Origin of the sequence: Paenibacillus sp. HJGM_3 (genome assembly GCF_045062745.1) — a bacterium.
Taxonomy (GTDB): Bacteria; Bacillota; Bacilli; order Paenibacillales; family NBRC-103111; genus Paenibacillus_AA.
On sequence record NZ_JBJGED010000004.1, the window covers coordinates 151,995 to 166,522 of the forward strand.

The 14,528-nt window shown below is 57.6% G+C and carries 15 protein-coding genes and 1 pseudogene; 11 read left to right on the forward strand and 5 right to left on the reverse strand.

The annotated features are described in order from the left end of the window. Positions 1-59 precede the first annotated feature (59 nt). Positions 60-992 carry a DMT family transporter gene (locus tag ACI5FR_RS06385; RefSeq protein WP_405451854.1) on the reverse strand — a complete coding sequence of 311 codons (933 nt, stop codon included), beginning with the start codon at positions 990-992 and terminating at the stop codon, positions 60-62. A gap of 201 nt (positions 993-1,193) precedes the next feature. Here ACI5FR_RS06385 and fdhA point away from each other — a divergent pair, with 201 nt between their 5' ends. Then, a complete protein-coding gene (gene fdhA, locus ACI5FR_RS06390) occupies positions 1,194-2,408 on the forward strand; it encodes a formaldehyde dehydrogenase, glutathione-independent (protein ID WP_405451856.1) in 1,215 nt (404 codons plus the stop codon). Positions 2,409-2,428: 20 nt separating this feature from the next. Here the strand turns inward: fdhA and ACI5FR_RS06395 are convergent. Continuing rightward, positions 2,429-2,545, reverse strand: a pseudogene (locus ACI5FR_RS06395) (helix-turn-helix domain-containing protein); the annotation flags it as partial. Positions 2,546-2,563: 18 nt separating this feature from the next. After that, positions 2,564-3,223 carry a Crp/Fnr family transcriptional regulator gene (locus ACI5FR_RS06400; protein WP_405451859.1) on the reverse strand — a complete coding sequence of 220 codons (660 nt, stop codon included), beginning with the start codon at positions 3,221-3,223 and terminating at the stop codon, positions 2,564-2,566. Between the two features lie 98 nt (positions 3,224-3,321). Here ACI5FR_RS06400 and ACI5FR_RS06405 point away from each other — a divergent pair, with 98 nt between their 5' ends. From ACI5FR_RS06405 to ACI5FR_RS06415, 3 genes are all read left to right on the forward strand, one after another. After that, positions 3,322-4,104 (forward strand): lipase family protein, encoded by a 783-nt coding sequence (locus ACI5FR_RS06405; RefSeq protein WP_405451861.1) that lies wholly within the window; start codon positions 3,322-3,324, stop codon positions 4,102-4,104. 258 nt (positions 4,105-4,362) lie between these two features. Next, complete coding sequence (locus tag ACI5FR_RS06410; RefSeq protein ID WP_405451864.1) at positions 4,363-4,767, forward strand: RrF2 family transcriptional regulator; 405 nt, start codon at positions 4,363-4,365, stop codon at positions 4,765-4,767. Positions 4,768-4,845: 78 nt separating this feature from the next. Next, entirely contained in the window at positions 4,846-5,757 is a 912-nt protein-coding gene (locus ACI5FR_RS06415) for an NAD(P)/FAD-dependent oxidoreductase (protein ID WP_405451867.1), read from the forward strand. Positions 5,758-5,815: 58 nt separating this feature from the next. Here ACI5FR_RS06415 and aguB read toward each other — a convergent pair whose 3' ends face one another. Both aguB and ACI5FR_RS06425 read right to left on the reverse strand, forming a co-directional pair. After that, positions 5,816-6,691 carry an N-carbamoylputrescine amidase gene (gene aguB, locus ACI5FR_RS06420; protein WP_405451870.1) on the reverse strand — a complete coding sequence of 292 codons (876 nt, stop codon included), beginning with the start codon at positions 6,689-6,691 and terminating at the stop codon, positions 5,816-5,818. 25 nt (positions 6,692-6,716) lie between these two features. After that, entirely contained in the window at positions 6,717-7,748 is a 1,032-nt protein-coding gene (locus ACI5FR_RS06425; RefSeq protein WP_405451872.1) for an agmatine deiminase family protein, read from the reverse strand. A gap of 207 nt (positions 7,749-7,955) precedes the next feature. On the opposite strand from ACI5FR_RS06425, the gene ACI5FR_RS06430 reads away from it, so the two are divergent. The 7 genes from ACI5FR_RS06430 to ACI5FR_RS06460 all read left to right on the forward strand — a co-directional run bounded on the left by ACI5FR_RS06430 (position 7,956) and on the right by ACI5FR_RS06460 (position 14,402). Beyond that, entirely contained in the window at positions 7,956-8,603 is a 648-nt protein-coding gene (locus tag ACI5FR_RS06430; protein ID WP_405451874.1) for a TVP38/TMEM64 family protein, read from the forward strand. Beyond that, the gene (locus ACI5FR_RS06435) at positions 8,600-9,256 is read left to right on the forward strand and encodes a response regulator (RefSeq protein WP_405451877.1); all 657 of its coding nucleotides are present in this window, start codon (positions 8,600-8,602) and stop codon (positions 9,254-9,256) included. The genes ACI5FR_RS06430 and ACI5FR_RS06435 overlap by 4 nt, the downstream gene beginning before the upstream one ends. Position 9,257: 1 nt before the next feature. Next, on the forward strand, positions 9,258-10,361 hold the full coding sequence (locus tag ACI5FR_RS06440; RefSeq protein ID WP_405451880.1) for a sensor histidine kinase: 1,104 nt from the start codon (positions 9,258-9,260) through the stop codon (positions 10,359-10,361). A gap of 142 nt (positions 10,362-10,503) precedes the next feature. Beyond that, positions 10,504-11,448: an ABC transporter ATP-binding protein gene (locus ACI5FR_RS06445; protein WP_405451883.1), complete on the forward strand. Its 945-nt coding sequence runs from the start codon at positions 10,504-10,506 to the stop codon at positions 11,446-11,448. Between the two features lie 18 nt (positions 11,449-11,466). Continuing rightward, positions 11,467-12,585, forward strand: a complete 1,119-nt coding sequence (locus tag ACI5FR_RS06450) for an ABC transporter permease (RefSeq protein ID WP_405451885.1) — start codon at positions 11,467-11,469, stop codon at positions 12,583-12,585. A 1-nt stretch (position 12,586) separates the two neighbouring features. After that, positions 12,587-13,732, forward strand: a complete 1,146-nt coding sequence (locus ACI5FR_RS06455; RefSeq protein WP_405451887.1) for an ABC transporter permease — start codon at positions 12,587-12,589, stop codon at positions 13,730-13,732. A 115-nt stretch (positions 13,733-13,847) separates the two neighbouring features. Further along, positions 13,848-14,402, forward strand: a complete 555-nt coding sequence (locus tag ACI5FR_RS06460; protein ID WP_405451890.1) for a DinB family protein — start codon at positions 13,848-13,850, stop codon at positions 14,400-14,402. Positions 14,403-14,528: the final 126 nt, after the last annotated feature.

Sequence of the window (14,528 nt, forward strand, 5' to 3'; positions counted from 1 at the left end):
GAGAGATTACTTAGCATTATAGTCTCCATGGGGAAGGGGCGCAATGCGGGGGACCGGGGCTACTTGCCGTTGCGGGGCACCCGCCGCTCCGGGAGGAGGCGGGGAAGAGGAAGCCCTTGTTGGATGGGGACGCTGATGAAGATCAGCAGAAAAGCTCCGAGATCGATCCATGACAGGCGCTCTCCGACCATCACCAGGATGAAGAGCAGCGTCACGCACGGCGTGAAAAAGGTGAAGCTGGCCACGAGCGAGGCGGACGCGTGCTTCAGCGCCTGGAAGTAGAGGAGGAAGCCCAGCACGATGTTGCCTACCGCTAGCCACACAAGACCGCCGAGATTCGGCAGCGACGGGACGGACAAAGACGAGTTTCCCCACATGGCGCCGGCCGTCCAGACGAAAGCGACGAAGGTGATGAACAGGTTGCTTAAGGCGGCGTCCCGTTCGTTCATTTTGACCAGATTCGTGAACAGTCCCCAGCAAACGGCCGCAAAAATCGCCAGCACATCGCCGACTGCGTTCGTGAAAGTGAAGCTCGCCCAGTCTCCTTTCGTGATCAGCAGCACACTACCCAGCAAGCCTAGGGCAAGCGAGAGCGCCTTATTCCACGTGAATCGTTCCCTGTGGATCGGAATCGCGAACAGCACGATGAAGATCGGGAACAAGTAATTCAGCATCGAGGCCTCGACCGCCGGCAATCGTTCCAATGCTTGGAGGTATAGAAAGTCGTACAGGAAAGCGAGCGTCCCGCAGCCCGCCAACAGCCCGAAGTCGCGTCCGTTCCAGGAACCGAACCCTTTCAGCTTGCCCTGAACCATCAGAATGGCGAGGAACACGATCAGGGCAAATCCGTACATGTAGAACAGGACGAGATAGCTGTCCATGCTCGCCAAAAGCAGCTTGTTCGTAGCGGCGAACGATCCCCACGCGAGGAGCAGGAGGGGCATGAGCACATAGGGATTTCGGGTCCAACGGCTACCATCGCGTTTCACCATTCACATTCCTTCTCCGGGGCGCCGGTCCATTTGTTCATGAAAATATTCGGTCCCCGGCGTCTCGATTCCTGCTTAACTCGACTAGGCAGACGGAAGCGGGCGGTGCTATACTTGAGCCAGAGAAACACATACATAAGGGAGCCCACATCGAACCTGTTAAGCGCTTTCAAAAATCGGCATTTTGAAAGGAGCACGAGTGGAATGGTTGGGAATCGAGCGGTTGTGTATGTTCAGCCCGGGAAGGTGGAGATAAGCGATATCGCTTATCCGGATTTGGTATTGCGGGACGGCCCTGGCGTGAACAAGCTGAATGTCGGGCGAAAATGCGAGCATGGCGTCATCCTGAAGGTCGTGACGACGAATATCTGCGGCAGCGACCAGCATATGGTGCGCGGCAGGACGACCGCCCCGGCCGGGCTGGTGCTCGGTCATGAGATTACCGGCGAGGTGATCGAGGTGGGGCGTGACGTCGAGTTCATCCGGAAGGGCGATCTCGTCTCCGTGCCGTTCAACATCGCCTGCGGCCGATGCCGCAATTGCAAGGAACGCAACACGAACGTCTGTTTGAACGTGAATCCGGATCGGCCCGGCTCCGCCTACGGCTACGTCGATATGGGCGGTTGGGTCGGCGGACAATCCGAGTATGTAATGGTGCCTTACGCCGACTTCCAGCTGCTGAAGTTCCCCGACAAGGACCAGGCGATGGAGAAGATCCGCGATCTGACGATGCTGTCCGACATCTTCCCGACCGGCTATCATGGAGCGGTGAGCGCCGGCGTCCGGCCGGGCTCGACTGTCTACGTGGCGGGTGCCGGTCCGGTAGGGCTCGCCGCGGCGCACTCCGCGCAGCTGCTCGGGGCCGCCGTGGTCATCGTCGGCGACCTGAACCCGGCACGGCTCGAGCAGGCGCGCAGCTTCGGCTGCGAGACGATCAACCTCGCCGAGCACGACGACCTGGGCGAGCAGATCGAAGCGATCCTGGGCGTGCCGGAGGTCGACTGCGCCGTCGACTGCGTAGGCTTCGAAGCGCACGGCCACGGGCACGATCATACGGAAGCACCGGCGACGGTACTGAACGCGATTATGCAGGTCACTCGGGCCGGCGGTCGTCTGGGCATCCCGGGGCTGTACGTGACGGGAGATCCCGGCGCCATCGACGCCGATGCGAAGGTCGGGACGCTCAAGATCCGCTTCGGGCTCGGCTGGGCGAAATCGCATACGTTCGTCACGGGACAGACGCCGGTCATGCAGTATCATCGCGAGCTGATGATGTCGATTCTGAGCGGCCGCGCCCAGATCGCGAAGGCGGTCAACGCGACGGTCATCTCGCTTGAGGAAGCTCCGAACGCGTATACGGAATTCGACCGCGGCGTGTCGAAGAAGTTCGTCATCGACCCGCACGGCATGGTACGCTAACCCCTCAACCGCTGCGCCTGCTAGCCGGGCGTCAGCGGTTTTTTAGTCCGCACTCCGCCGTTGCGATACGCCGTTGGCGTCATCCCTTCCAGCTTCTTGAACACCCTCGCGAAATAAGCCGCATCCTCGAACCCCACATGCATGCAGCCCGCGGGTTAAACCTGGGTTAGATCGAGCAGGAATTTGTTGCCCGACACGGTGAGGATCCGCTTCGTCTGGAGCTCATTCAGCACCTGGAACACGAGAGGCTTCGACACCCCCGCCAGTTGGGACAGCTCATCATAGTTCAGGTTGATCTGAATGCGCACGAGCGATGTGCCGATCCGGTTGCCATGGTCGTTCGCGAGCTTGACCAAATTTTTCACGACCCGTTGTTTAGCATCCATATACGTCAAGTCATGCACCTGCTGGTTCGTTTCGCGCAATCGGCTGCTGAGCTGCTTCAGGATGTTCAGGTTGATGTCGAAATGGTTTTTGAGCAAGCTCTGAAAGCTCCGGAGCGCGAGCGAGATGACCGTCGTCTCCTCGATCGCCTGCGCGGTCGCCGAACGCGGCTTTCCGTCCAACAGGGCAAGCTCGCCGAAGCTGTCTCCGGCGGTCAGGATCGACATGATTTTATCCTCGCCTTGGCGGTTGGAAGTGTAGATCTTAACCGCGCCGGACACGACGAGATAGAACACCGTGCCCGGCTCGTTCTCGCGAAACAGGATCGTACCGGCTTTATAAGTCCGGGTCGTGCATTTGTTGGCGATGCTCTGGAGCTGAAAATCGTCCAAGTTGGAAAACAGCGGAATGACACGCAGCGATTCGATCATGGAAAGAAGCTCCTCCTGTCGGGACATAAGGGATTGGGATAGGCACAGAGCCCGGCTTCCGCTCATAGGATAAGGCATCTGTGGGAGGAGCGAGCGGGATGCGGCAACGTTTGGCGTATGATTTGAAAACGGCGATTTTCCTGGCGGCGGTGAGCGGGCAGACATATACACAGTTCGAGAATGCGGACGGCTCGTTCGTCGTCCCTCAGGGTTACCGCCTCGTGGAGGCGTTTAAAGGGCTGTCGTTTCACGGCGTTCAGGAGTGGTTCGGCTTCCTGCTCGAGTCGGACGACCGGCTGGTGCTCGCCTTTCGCGGCACGAGCTCGACCGCCGATTGGATGGCCAACGCGATGGCGCGGCAGGTTAAGTACAAGTACGTGAAGGATGCCGGCTGGACCCATCGCGGGTTCACGCAAATCTACAGCTCGATGCGGGCGCAAGTGCTGTCGGCGCTCAACCGGATGCCGGCTCACAAACCGTTGTACGTCACCGGGCACAGTCTGGGCGGCGCGTTGGCGGCTCTCTGCTCGATCGACGTAGCGGCGAATACGGCGTTCATGGCCCCGCGCCTGTATACGTACGGCTCTCCGCGGGTAGGCGATCCGGGCTTTGCCCGCTGCTTCGCCGGCTCGGTTCCGAGCAGCTACCGCATCGCCAACAAGAACGATGTGGTGCCCCATCTCCCGCCCGCGGTGTTCAAGATTCCGCAGGACGACACCGTCTACTACTACATGCAAGTCCGGGAGGCGCAGCCGCTGCAATTCCAGGACGATTCCCTCGTGGAGAACCACGTGATTGCGCAGTACTTCGAGCATTTGGCCAGCCTCGATCCAGCCTATGCCAAATCGATGTGCGCCGCGAACCCGGGATTTTGCCCGTAGGGATTATGGGGCTAAAGACCTATATTTTAAATTCAGTATAGCTTATTTTGGTTGGCGGAGTAAGGGTTTGGTGGGTTCGCGAGGAATATTTTTCTATGTTGGCGGGACGGGGAGTACCCGTTTTGGCGTTGGGTTACTCCCGCAAATTTCGCCCTGGCCCGCATATTCGGGCTGGGTCTTTGAATTTTCCAAGTTTGACTGATGGAGAAATTACGGCTATTATAGATATATATTATCTACGATTGGAGGGCAGGAAAGATGAAATACTCAAAAGCGACGAACTATGCCCTTCACACAATGCTGTATTTGGTTGCTTTTGCCCCGGACCGACCGGTTGGCGTACAGCAGCTTGCCGACAAGCAGGGCGTATCCCCCACATACCTCTCCAAAATCCTCACGAAGCTGGTGAAAGCGGGGCTGATTGAGTCGGCTTCGGGTGCAAACGGCGGGTACCGGCTGAAGGGCAGAAAAGAGGATATTTCGTTTCTCGACATCATTCATGCGGTAGAAGGCACCGCTTCTCTGTTTGAATGCTGCGGCAGCGAGGATTCCCGATGCCTGATCCATCAGGTAATGCTGACGGCCGAGGATGCGATGGAGCAACATCTGAAGAACACCAAATTAAGCGAGCTTGCTGCTCAAGCTACATCATCTGGAAATTAAGAAAGAGTACTCAAAGCTTTGTCTAATTACAGATATTATATATCTATAAAGTCTCCAAAAAACGAAGGGATTGATCTTATGAACTACGATTGTGCCATTGTCGGCGGCGGGCCGGCGGGATTAAATGCGGCGTTGGTGCTCGGCAGAGCGAGACGGAGCGTAGCGCTGCTGGATAACAGCCAGCCGAGGAACGGGGTGACCCACGCCTCCCACGGATTCATTACTCGGGACGGGATCCAGCCTTCAGAATTTCGACGCATCGCGTACGAGGAGGTGCTGAGCTACCCTTCGGTCCGGCATTGGAAGAACGAGGTAATCGATATTCAGCGGACGGAGCATGGCTTCAACCTTTACAGCGATTCGAACGAGCAGATACACGCCCGCAAGCTGATTTTGGCTGCCGGGCTTCGGGAGGTGTTACCCGAGATAGAGGGGATACGCGACTTTTACGGGAAAAGCTTGTTCGCCTGCCCGTTCTGCGACGGCTGGGAGCTGCGGGATCAACCGCTGGCGCTCGTTTCGGAGCATCCGGGCGTATTCCATAAGACCAAGCTGCTGCTCAATTGGAGCAGGGATCTCATCGTGTGCACCAACGGGAGCGATATTCTAACTCCCGAACAGCGGCAGCAGCTGGCATCCAGGGGCATCCGAAGCGTGGATACTCCGATCGCCGCCTTTTCCGGTCGGAACGGTTTGCTGGAGCGGGTGCATTTTACCGATGGCACGCAGATTGAGCGCAGCGGAGGATTTGTCGACCCCACTCAGATACCCAATGCCAAGTTCGATGAAGCGTTGGGGTATAAAACGGAAAAAAACGGAGGGATTGTTATCGATCCGATGGGCAGGACCATGGCGGCCGGCGTATACGCAGCGGGGGACTCGGCCTATGTGATGCCTTCCCAATTGATTTATGCCGCAGCCTCCGGCAGCAAAGCGGCGATGGGCGTTATGGCCGACCTGATTGAAGAAGAGTGGCAGCCACGGCTATGATTGCCTAACCAAAAAAAGGACCGCCCAGGCGGTCCTTTTGGCGTGCGGCGGCGAGCCGCTAAATCATCTGCTCCCCGTCGTACGACGTCATGATGCGGTACAGATCGGGCCGGCGGTCGCGGAAAATGCCCCACTCGATACGCTGTACCTCCAGCTGATCGAGGTCGAACTCGGCCACCAGCACGGTCTCCTCCGTGCGGCCGGCCTCCGCGACTAGGTTGCCCTGCGGCCCCGCGATGAACGAGGAGCCGTAGAACGTGATCGTCGAGTCGAGGTCCTCCTCGACGCCGACCCGGTTCGAAGCGACCACCGGCATCAGGTTGCTCGCGGCATGGCCGCGCATGCACATCTGCCAGTGGTCCTTCGAGTCGATCCCGCTGTCCTGCGGCTCGGAGCCAATCGCGGTCGGGTAGAACAGCAGCTCCGCGCCCATCAGCGCCATGCAGCGGGCGGCCTCCGGGTACCACTGGTCCCAGCAGACGCCGACTCCGATCTTGGCATAGCGCGTGTTCCACACCTTGAATCCGGTGTCGCCCGGGTTGAAGTAGAACTTCTCCTCATAGCCCGGCCCGTCCGGGATATGACTCTTGCGGTAGCGGCCCAGCACTTCGCCGTTCGCGTCGATCACGGCGAGCGAGTTATAGCGCGCATAGTTCTTCTTCTCGTAGAAGCTGATCGGCAGCACGACTTGCAGCTCCTTCGCGATGCCGCGGAAGTGGTTCACCGCCTTGTTGTGCTCCAGCTCGGTCGCGTAGACGTAGTAGTCGGATTTCTCCTTTTGGCAGAAGTACGGCGTCTCGAACAGCTCCTGCAGCTGGATGATCTGTGCGCCCTGAGCGGCGGCTTGGCGTACGAGCTGTTCCGCCTTCGCAATATTTTCCTCTATATTCGTCGAGCAGCTCATCTGAGTGGCCGCTACGGTGACTTTACGCATCCGATTCCCTCATTTCCACATTGAATTATTTCCCCGCAGGCATTTGCTGCGTCGTACAGTGGACGTTGCCGCCCTCCTTGATAATCGCCATCCCGTTCACGGTGCGGATGCGCCGGTCCGGGAAGCATTCTTGCAGCACCTTCGCCGCTAGCCGGTCCGTCGTAGCGGCCGTGCCGCCGAACACCGGCAGGACGATGCCGCCGTTCACGAAGTAAAAGTTCAGGTAGCTGAGCGTCAGCCGAGTATCGTCGAAGGTGGCCATCGGCGGCTGCTGGATCGGAATGATCTCGAGGTGCCGCCCTTGCGCGTCCTTCGCATCGTACAGAATCCGCAGGTTCTCCTGCGTGATCGCATAATTCGGATCCTCCGGGTCGTCGCATACCTGGATGAGCACCTTGCCGGGCGCGGCGAAACAGGCAATGTTGTCGACGTGGCCGTCCGTCTCGTCGCCGTCGAGACCGCGCTTCAGCCATATGATACGGCTCACGTTCAGATAGTCCTTCAAGTAGGCTTCGATCTGCTCGCGGGACAAGTCCGGATTGCGGTTCGGATTCAAGAGGCACTCCTCGGTCGTGAGCAGCGTGCCCTCGCCATCCACATGCAGCGAGCCGCCCTCCATAACGAGCGGGGCGTCGAATCGGCGTACGCCGTAACGCTCCAGTACCTGCGGGGCCACGCCGTCGTCCAGATCCCAGGGCGCGTACTTCCCGCCCCACGCATTGAAGCGCCAGTTCACGCCCGCGAGCTGGCCGTTCCCGTCCAGAACGAACGTCGGGCCGTTGTCCCGAAACCAGGCGTCATTGTGAGCGATCGGCAGCAGCTCCACATTCGGCGTATCAGGGAAGTAAGCGCGCACCTTCCCCACATCATCCGGATTCAGGATCAGCGTGACCGGCTCGAATTCGGCGATGGCTTTGGCGATCTCGGCGTAGCCCTGGGACACGGCCTCATAATCGTCCGGGAACACCATGGACGCTTGAACCGGCCAAGATAGGAACGTGCGTGTATGCGGAGCCCATTCAGGGGGCATCGAATAATTGAATTCTATTGGCTTCATGGAAGGATCCTCTCGCTTCGTCGTAACATTAGAGCCGGGCGCGGCCCGGACCCTTCACCATCATACCTTATATGCCCGTCGATTCTCAACCGGGACTCCCCTCCATACGGGACGTCACGGGCCGGAAGATTTGTGATATGCTAAGGTGGAGAGCTATACCATTTATGAACTCCCGGAAGGGATACGGAATCGGGTGCAATATTAAGCATGGACATCCCAGACCTTATGTCCTATATGACGGAAGAGCGTCTCAGAGACGTGCTCGATCAATTCCGATCGTTCGGGCCGCTGCCTGGGATCGCTTTGACCTTTCTCAAATCGTTTATTCCCCCTCTGCCGACCCTGCTGATCGTAGGCGTCAACGCGGCGGTATATGGTCTATGGCTCGGCTTCCTGTACTCCTGGATCGGGATGGTGGCCGGGTGTCTCGTGACGTTCCTGGTCGTACGGCGCGTCTCGGAGCACCGGTACTTGCGGCGGTGGGCGGAAAAGCCGAAGGTGCAGAAGAGCATGCGGTGGATACGGCGCAATGCTTTCAGCTACGTGTTCCTGCTCAGTCTGTTTCCGGTCGGACCGTTCGTCATTATCAACATAGCAGCCGGACTCGCCCGTATGCCGTTGCGCTCATTCTTGCTCGCAGTCCTCGTCGGCAAGGGCATCATGGTGCTGCTCGTGTCCTATATCGGGCATGACTTGGCGCGATTCGTACGCAATCCCTGGGAGCTGCTCTATGTGGTCGCGTTCGTCGGGGTGTCCCTGTGGCTCGTTCGCGCCATCGAAGCCCGGTTCTCCCGGAGGGACCCTTTACTTGAGGAACCAAGTACAATCGAACAAGCAGGAGGAAACCGCCATTGACGATTAAAGTACTGATCGCCGACGATAACTCTTTCATTCGGGAAGGGATGAAAATTATTTTGGGCACCTTCACCGAATTCGAAGTGGTCGCTACGGTCGAAGACGGGCAGCAAGCGGTCGATTATTGCCTGGCCCATGAAGTGGACGTAGCGTTGCTCGACGTCCGTATGCCCAATATGAACGGGGTGGAGGCGACCCGACGGCTGACGGAGGAGACGAAGACTAGGGCGCTCATCCTGACGACGTTCGACGAGGACGACTACATCCGGGGCGCGATCAAGAACGGCGCGAAGGGCTATTTGCTCAAGAACAACGATCCAGAGCGGATCCGCGATGCCATTATTAGCGTGCATAAAGGGAACAATGTTCTGCAGGACGCTGTGCTCGAAAAGCTCATGGTAGGCATGGCCGAAGAGAAGCAACCGGAGCCGGCCGCCAAGATCGACGTAAGCCTGTTCACCGACCGGGAGCAGGATATAATGGCACTGATCGCCCAAGGCTTGTCGAACAAGGAAATCTCGAAGCAGCTATTCATCTCGGAGGGCACGATCGCGAACTACATTACTTCCATCCTGGGCAAGACGGGGCTCGAGCATCGCACGCAGATCGCGATCTACTATCTCACCGGGAAAGGGAATTCATCGAGGAATTGACATGGAATTATGGATGATCATAACGAAGCTGATCGTGCTGTTCTTCATTATGCTCCGGTATGTGCTGCTGCAGATGACCGATTTGCCGTGGGTCGTGTTCGCCGTGCTGTTATATTTCTCCCTCAATCTGGCTCTATACATTGTGAAACGGCCTAGGTGGAAAACAGCGATCAGCCTCGTCTCCGTGGTGCTCGTCCTCGTGTTCTACCAGCACATTCACCCGCTGTTCATCCTGCTCCTGCCGATCAACATCTGCGAGCTCGCCTCGGCATGGTTCTCGAGAAGCGGGATCGTATTTTTATCGGCGCTGCTGCCTGTCATATTCCTGCCTACGGACGAGATGGCGCTGTACGCCGTTATGGCGGCGCTCTGTTCCCTCATCTTCAAAATGGCGGAGACGTATTCGGCGCGGGTGAGCCGCTGGGAGCAGATCGCGACCACGCTGCGAAGAGACATGCAGAGGCTGACCAAAAACCTGAATGAGAATCAGGAGTACATCCAGCAGTCGGAGTACACGATCAAGCTGGAGGAGCGCAACCGCGTGTCCCAAGAAATTCACGACCAGGTCGGGCATACGATGGCGGGAGCCTTGATCCAGATGGAAGCGTCCAAGCGGCTCATGGCCACGAATCAGGAGCAGGCGACGCAGCTGCTGCAGAACGCGATTCAGCTGTCGAAGGAAGGGCTCGAGCAAATCCGGATGACACTCAAGAACATGAAGCCGCCGCTCGAGCAGCTCGGCATCAGCCGACTGCAGCTGTTCATCAATGAGTTCGCCGCCCGGAATCAGGTGCAGGCTACGCTCGTCCATAAAGGCGATCTCGAACAGATTATGCCGATTCATTGGAAGATCATTCAGGAGAACGTCACCGAAGCGCTGACCAATGCGATGAAATACGGTGAGCCGCGGACGATCTCGGTCGAGATCCATGTGCTGAACAAGTTCATCAAGGCGGTCGTGCACAATGACGGCAAGAGCGCGGCCAAGATCAAGAAAGGACTCGGTATCCTCGGCATGGAGGAGCGGACGGCTACCGTACGCGGTACGCTCATCGTGGACGGCACCAACGGGTTCTCCGTCACGACATTGATTCCTATCTCATGAACGCTTCATGAACCGGCTCCCGCATTCTCATTCCCACAACATGAAATTTCTCATACGCAAAAGATGAACTTCTGCACTGACGCGGGTTCGTCTTTTTCTTTTATACTTACGTCATAACCAGTAGCGAAGAGGTGGAAGCTCCATGAACGTCTTGGATATTAAGAAGCTAACGAAAAAATTCGATGATTTTATCGCGGTGGATCAAATGTCGCTGTCTGTGGCCGAGGGCGAAATCTTCGGGTTCCTGGGCGCAAACGGCGCCGGCAAGAGCACGACGATCAATATGATCGCAGGGCTGCTGCGTATCGACGACGGCGAGATCCTGCTGCTCGGCCAGAACATCGCGAAGAACAGCCGGTTCGCCAAAATGAATATCGGTATCGTTCCCCAAGATATCGCGATCTATGAGCAATTGACGGCGTACGAGAACGTGAAATTTTTCGCCGGGCTGTACGGGCTTCGGGGGGCCGAGCTGAACAACCGCGTCGAGGAAGCGCTCGAGTTCGTGGGGCTCGCCGACAAGGCGAAGAGCTACCCGAAGAACTTTTCCGGCGGGATGAAGCGGAGACTGAACATCGCTTGCGCCATCGCCCACCGGCCGAAGCTGATCATCATGGACGAACCGACCGTCGGCATCGACCCGCAGTCGCGGAATTACATCCTGGGCTCGGTGAAGAAGCTGAACGAGATGGGCAGCACGATCATCTACACGAGCCACTACATGGAGGAAGTCGAGGAGATTTGCACGCGCATCGCCATCGTCGATCACGGCAAGGTCATCGCCGAAGGGACGAAGGAGCAGCTGAAGGCGATTATCACGAACACGAAGGACGTCTGGCTCGAGGTCAAATCGACCGAGGCGATCGACACGGGCCGCCTCCAGGCCATTCCTGGCGTCAACGCGGTGGACGTGGAAGAGAATCGCGTCAAGATCAATTCCAGTGTCGCCGTCAGCAACTTGAACAAAATCATTCAATACATGATTTCGAATAACATCGAGATCCGATCGGTCGAGGAGCAGGCGCCCAGCTTGGAAACGGTGTTCCTGACGCTGACCGGACGCAATCTGCGGGATACGGCGCAATAGGAGGAGGTCGCGAACGTGATGAATATATGGAACATTGCCAAGAATGGCTTTAAGACCGATTTTCGGGACCGGCGCACCCTCTTCTTCATGCTGTTGTTTCCGATCGTCCTGATGCTCGTGCTGGGTTCGGCGCTCTCGAACGCCTTCGATTCGCATTCGCAGATCAAGATCGGTGACATGACAGTCCTCTACAAGGACAACGGAGGATCGTTCTCGCCTTACTTCCAAGCATTCGCCCGGGAAGTCGAATCGTCCGGCGTGCACTTCAAGGCGGTTGGACCGGACGTGGACGCCCTGAAGGAAGTGGAGACTTATAAAGCGACGGGGTACTTGGAAATCACGGAGCAAGGCGCGCATCTGTACGGAAGCGCACAAAGCACGGTCGAAAGCAATATCGTGCAAGCGATGCTGAGCACGTTCATCGATCAATATAATGTGGCGGCCGAGCTCGCCAAGCTCGATCCGAAGGCGGCGGCCGCGGTGTTCACGGGACCTGGCAACCGCACCTACATTCAGGAAGCTTCGCTCAATTCAACGAAACAGCCAGGTTCGATGGACTACTACGCAATAGCTATGACTACGATGATTGCGCTGTATGCCGCCATGGGGTCCAGCCACCTGATTACAGGAGAACGGCAGCGGAAGACCGGCGAACGCCTGATCGCCGCCCCGATCAGCAAGACGGAGATTTTCACAGGGAAAGTGCTGGGCAGCTTGGCCGTCAACTTCCTCTGCATCCTCGTCATCGTGCTGTTCAGCAAATACGCCTTCAACGCTTATTGGGGCGATCATTTGGGGCAAGTGTTCGCGGTGTTCCTGACGGAAGTGATCATGGCGGTCAGCCTGGGCCTGGGCCTGAGCTACATCGCCGAGAATGGCGCCCGCATGATCGTGATGGTGTTCGTGCAAGTCGCCTCGTTCCTGGGAGGAGCATACTTCCCCATGGGGGATGCGGAAGGGATCTTCGCCCTGATCGGCAAGCTGAATCCGCTGCAATGGACGAATACGGCGGTGACGCAGATTGTCTATTCCAATGATTTCTCGGCCGGGCTCCAGGCGATCCTCCTGAACCTCGGGCTCGCCGCGCTGTTCCTGCTCGTCTCTATCGTCTCCATGCGCAGAAAGGAAGGGCTCTAAGATGAAAGATATTGTATGGCTCATGCGTAATGTCCGCAAGGTAGCCTTCTCCAGCAAACGCAGCATCCTGTTGTACTTCGGCCTGCCGATCATCGGCATCCTGGTGTCGCTCCTCCTGTACGGAGGCGGCCAGGAGAATATCGTCCGCATAGGGGTAGTGAACCACGACTCGAATGTGTTGGCCGCGGACACCGTTAGCTTCATGGAAGGTCTAGAGCACACGAAGGTGAAGGTGATCGAAGCATCTGAGGCGGAAGAGCAATTGACATCCGGGAAATTGGACAGCGTTGTTCAACTGGACGCCGGGTTCTCGCAAAGCCTGCGGGACGGCAATCCGGCCGGCATCCACCTCGTCTCGATCAAGGGAGCGCAAGTAACCTCGTTCGTAAAAGCTTACCTGTACAGCTATATCGACAACGTCGCCGCGATCGGCCGTACGACCAACGGCAATGCCGCGCAGTTCGATCAAGCCTATGCCGGGTACCGGCAGTCCGCGTTCAAGCTGACGACGACTACGGTAGAGGACGATTCGGCTACCCAAGAGATGACGTACCAGACGATCGGCTTCCTGATCATGTTCATGCTGTTCTCGGCGGTCAACCTGTCGGATCTCATCTTGAGCGAGAAGGTGTCGCGGACCTACTTCCGCCTGCTGTCCACGCCCATTCATGCCCGACAGTACGTCGCTTCGAACGTCCTCGTGAACTTTATCGTCATGACGCTGCAGATCGTCATTACGCTAGGGATGGTTCGGTACGTGTTCCGCATCGATCCCGGCATTCCGCTGTGGCAGCTGTTCGTGCTGATGCTGATGTTCGCCTTGCCCGCGATCGGTCTGTCTCTCGCCATCGTGGCGTTCGCGAAGAGCAAGAGCGCGGCTAACGCGATGCAGAACCTGATTATCACGCCGACTTGCCTGCTGGCCGGCTGCTTCTTCCCGGTCGAGATCATGCCGGAGACCGTGCGCAAAATCGGGGAGTTCCTGCCGCAGCGTTGGCTGCTCGACGGCTTGACCCGGCTGCAGCAAGGCGAGGCGTTCTCGGGGCTATACTTGAACCTGCTCGTGCTGCTGGCGTTCGCCCTGGCATTCTTCCTGCTCGCCGTCTATCGGTTTAGTAAAAACAATGACGCCCGTCTGTTTGGGTGATTTAGTTAAGAGAATGTCGCCCCTAGTTCAAAGGAGCAGACATTCTCTGTTTTTTTTATGGATAGCCATCTTCACTGACATAATGCTGTCAGTGGATAGGGGGTATAGTAGAGACATGAAGATCGCGGCGACGCTGATCGAATCCTTATCCCACGAATGGAGGCTATCTTTTATGTACACAACCATCGAACAATTCATCGAGGATTACCGCAATGAATCCGCAAGCACGCAGAAGCTGATGAACCTTCTCACCGACGAGTCCCTGAAGCAGGAATTCGACGCGGGCCACCGGACGCTCGGCTTCCTCGCCTGGCACATCGTGCCGTTCGGCGGCCTGCTCAACTCGGCGGGACTCGAATTCCCTTCTCCGGAGGAAGGGAGCGAGCCGCCTGCATCCGCCGCGGTAATCGCGGAGACTTATGCAGCCGCGAGCGCAGCGCTGATCGAAGCGGTCCGCAAGCAGTGGACCGACGAGATGCTGCCGAAGTCGTTCCAGATGTTCGGTCAGGAATGGACGTACGGGCAAACGCTCGAGGTGTTCATCCGGCACGAGGTGCACCATCGCGGTCAAATGACCGTGTTGATGCGTCAAGCGGGTTTGCCGCTCGCCGGAATGTACGGCCCGTCCAGGGAAGAATACAGCGCCTTCGGTATGGAAGCGCCACGCTGATCCATCGCAAACCGAAAGCTTGCCCTAAAATGGGTAAGCTTTTTTTTGTTTGGAGTGGTGTCGAATAATCGGTGTGCGCGGGCTCCATTTGTGGGTCAAAAGTAGCATTGACGCGTCATTTCGAAG

What these genes read in the sequence shown, in the direction of transcription:
- ACI5FR_RS06400 (WP_405451859.1), bottom strand. Translation starts at nt 3,223, where the DNA reads ATGATCGAATCGCTGCGTGTCATTCCGCTGTTTTCCAACTTGGACGAT.
- ACI5FR_RS06430 (WP_405451874.1), top strand. Translation starts at nt 7,956, where the DNA reads ATGGACATCCCAGACCTTATGTCCTATATGACGGAAGAGCGTCTCAGA.
- ACI5FR_RS06415 (WP_405451867.1), top strand. Translation starts at nt 4,846, where the DNA reads ATGAACTACGATTGTGCCATTGTCGGCGGCGGGCCGGCGGGATTAAAT.
- ACI5FR_RS06385 (WP_405451854.1), bottom strand. Translation starts at nt 992, where the DNA reads ATGGTGAAACGCGATGGTAGCCGTTGGACCCGAAATCCCTATGTGCTC.
- ACI5FR_RS06450 (WP_405451885.1), top strand. Translation starts at nt 11,467, where the DNA reads ATGAATATATGGAACATTGCCAAGAATGGCTTTAAGACCGATTTTCGG.
- ACI5FR_RS06410 (WP_405451864.1), top strand. Translation starts at nt 4,363, where the DNA reads ATGAAATACTCAAAAGCGACGAACTATGCCCTTCACACAATGCTGTAT.
- ACI5FR_RS06455 (WP_405451887.1), top strand. Translation starts at nt 12,587, where the DNA reads ATGAAAGATATTGTATGGCTCATGCGTAATGTCCGCAAGGTAGCCTTC.
- fdhA (WP_405451856.1), top strand. Translation starts at nt 1,194, where the DNA reads ATGGTTGGGAATCGAGCGGTTGTGTATGTTCAGCCCGGGAAGGTGGAG.
- ACI5FR_RS06445 (WP_405451883.1), top strand. Translation starts at nt 10,504, where the DNA reads ATGAACGTCTTGGATATTAAGAAGCTAACGAAAAAATTCGATGATTTT.
- ACI5FR_RS06460 (WP_405451890.1), top strand. Translation starts at nt 13,848, where the DNA reads ATGAAGATCGCGGCGACGCTGATCGAATCCTTATCCCACGAATGGAGG.
- ACI5FR_RS06425 (WP_405451872.1), bottom strand. Translation starts at nt 7,748, where the DNA reads ATGAAGCCAATAGAATTCAATTATTCGATGCCCCCTGAATGGGCTCCG.
- ACI5FR_RS06405 (WP_405451861.1), top strand. Translation starts at nt 3,322, where the DNA reads ATGCGGCAACGTTTGGCGTATGATTTGAAAACGGCGATTTTCCTGGCG.
- ACI5FR_RS06440 (WP_405451880.1), top strand. Translation starts at nt 9,258, where the DNA reads ATGGAATTATGGATGATCATAACGAAGCTGATCGTGCTGTTCTTCATT.
- aguB (WP_405451870.1), bottom strand. Translation starts at nt 6,691, where the DNA reads ATGCGTAAAGTCACCGTAGCGGCCACTCAGATGAGCTGCTCGACGAAT.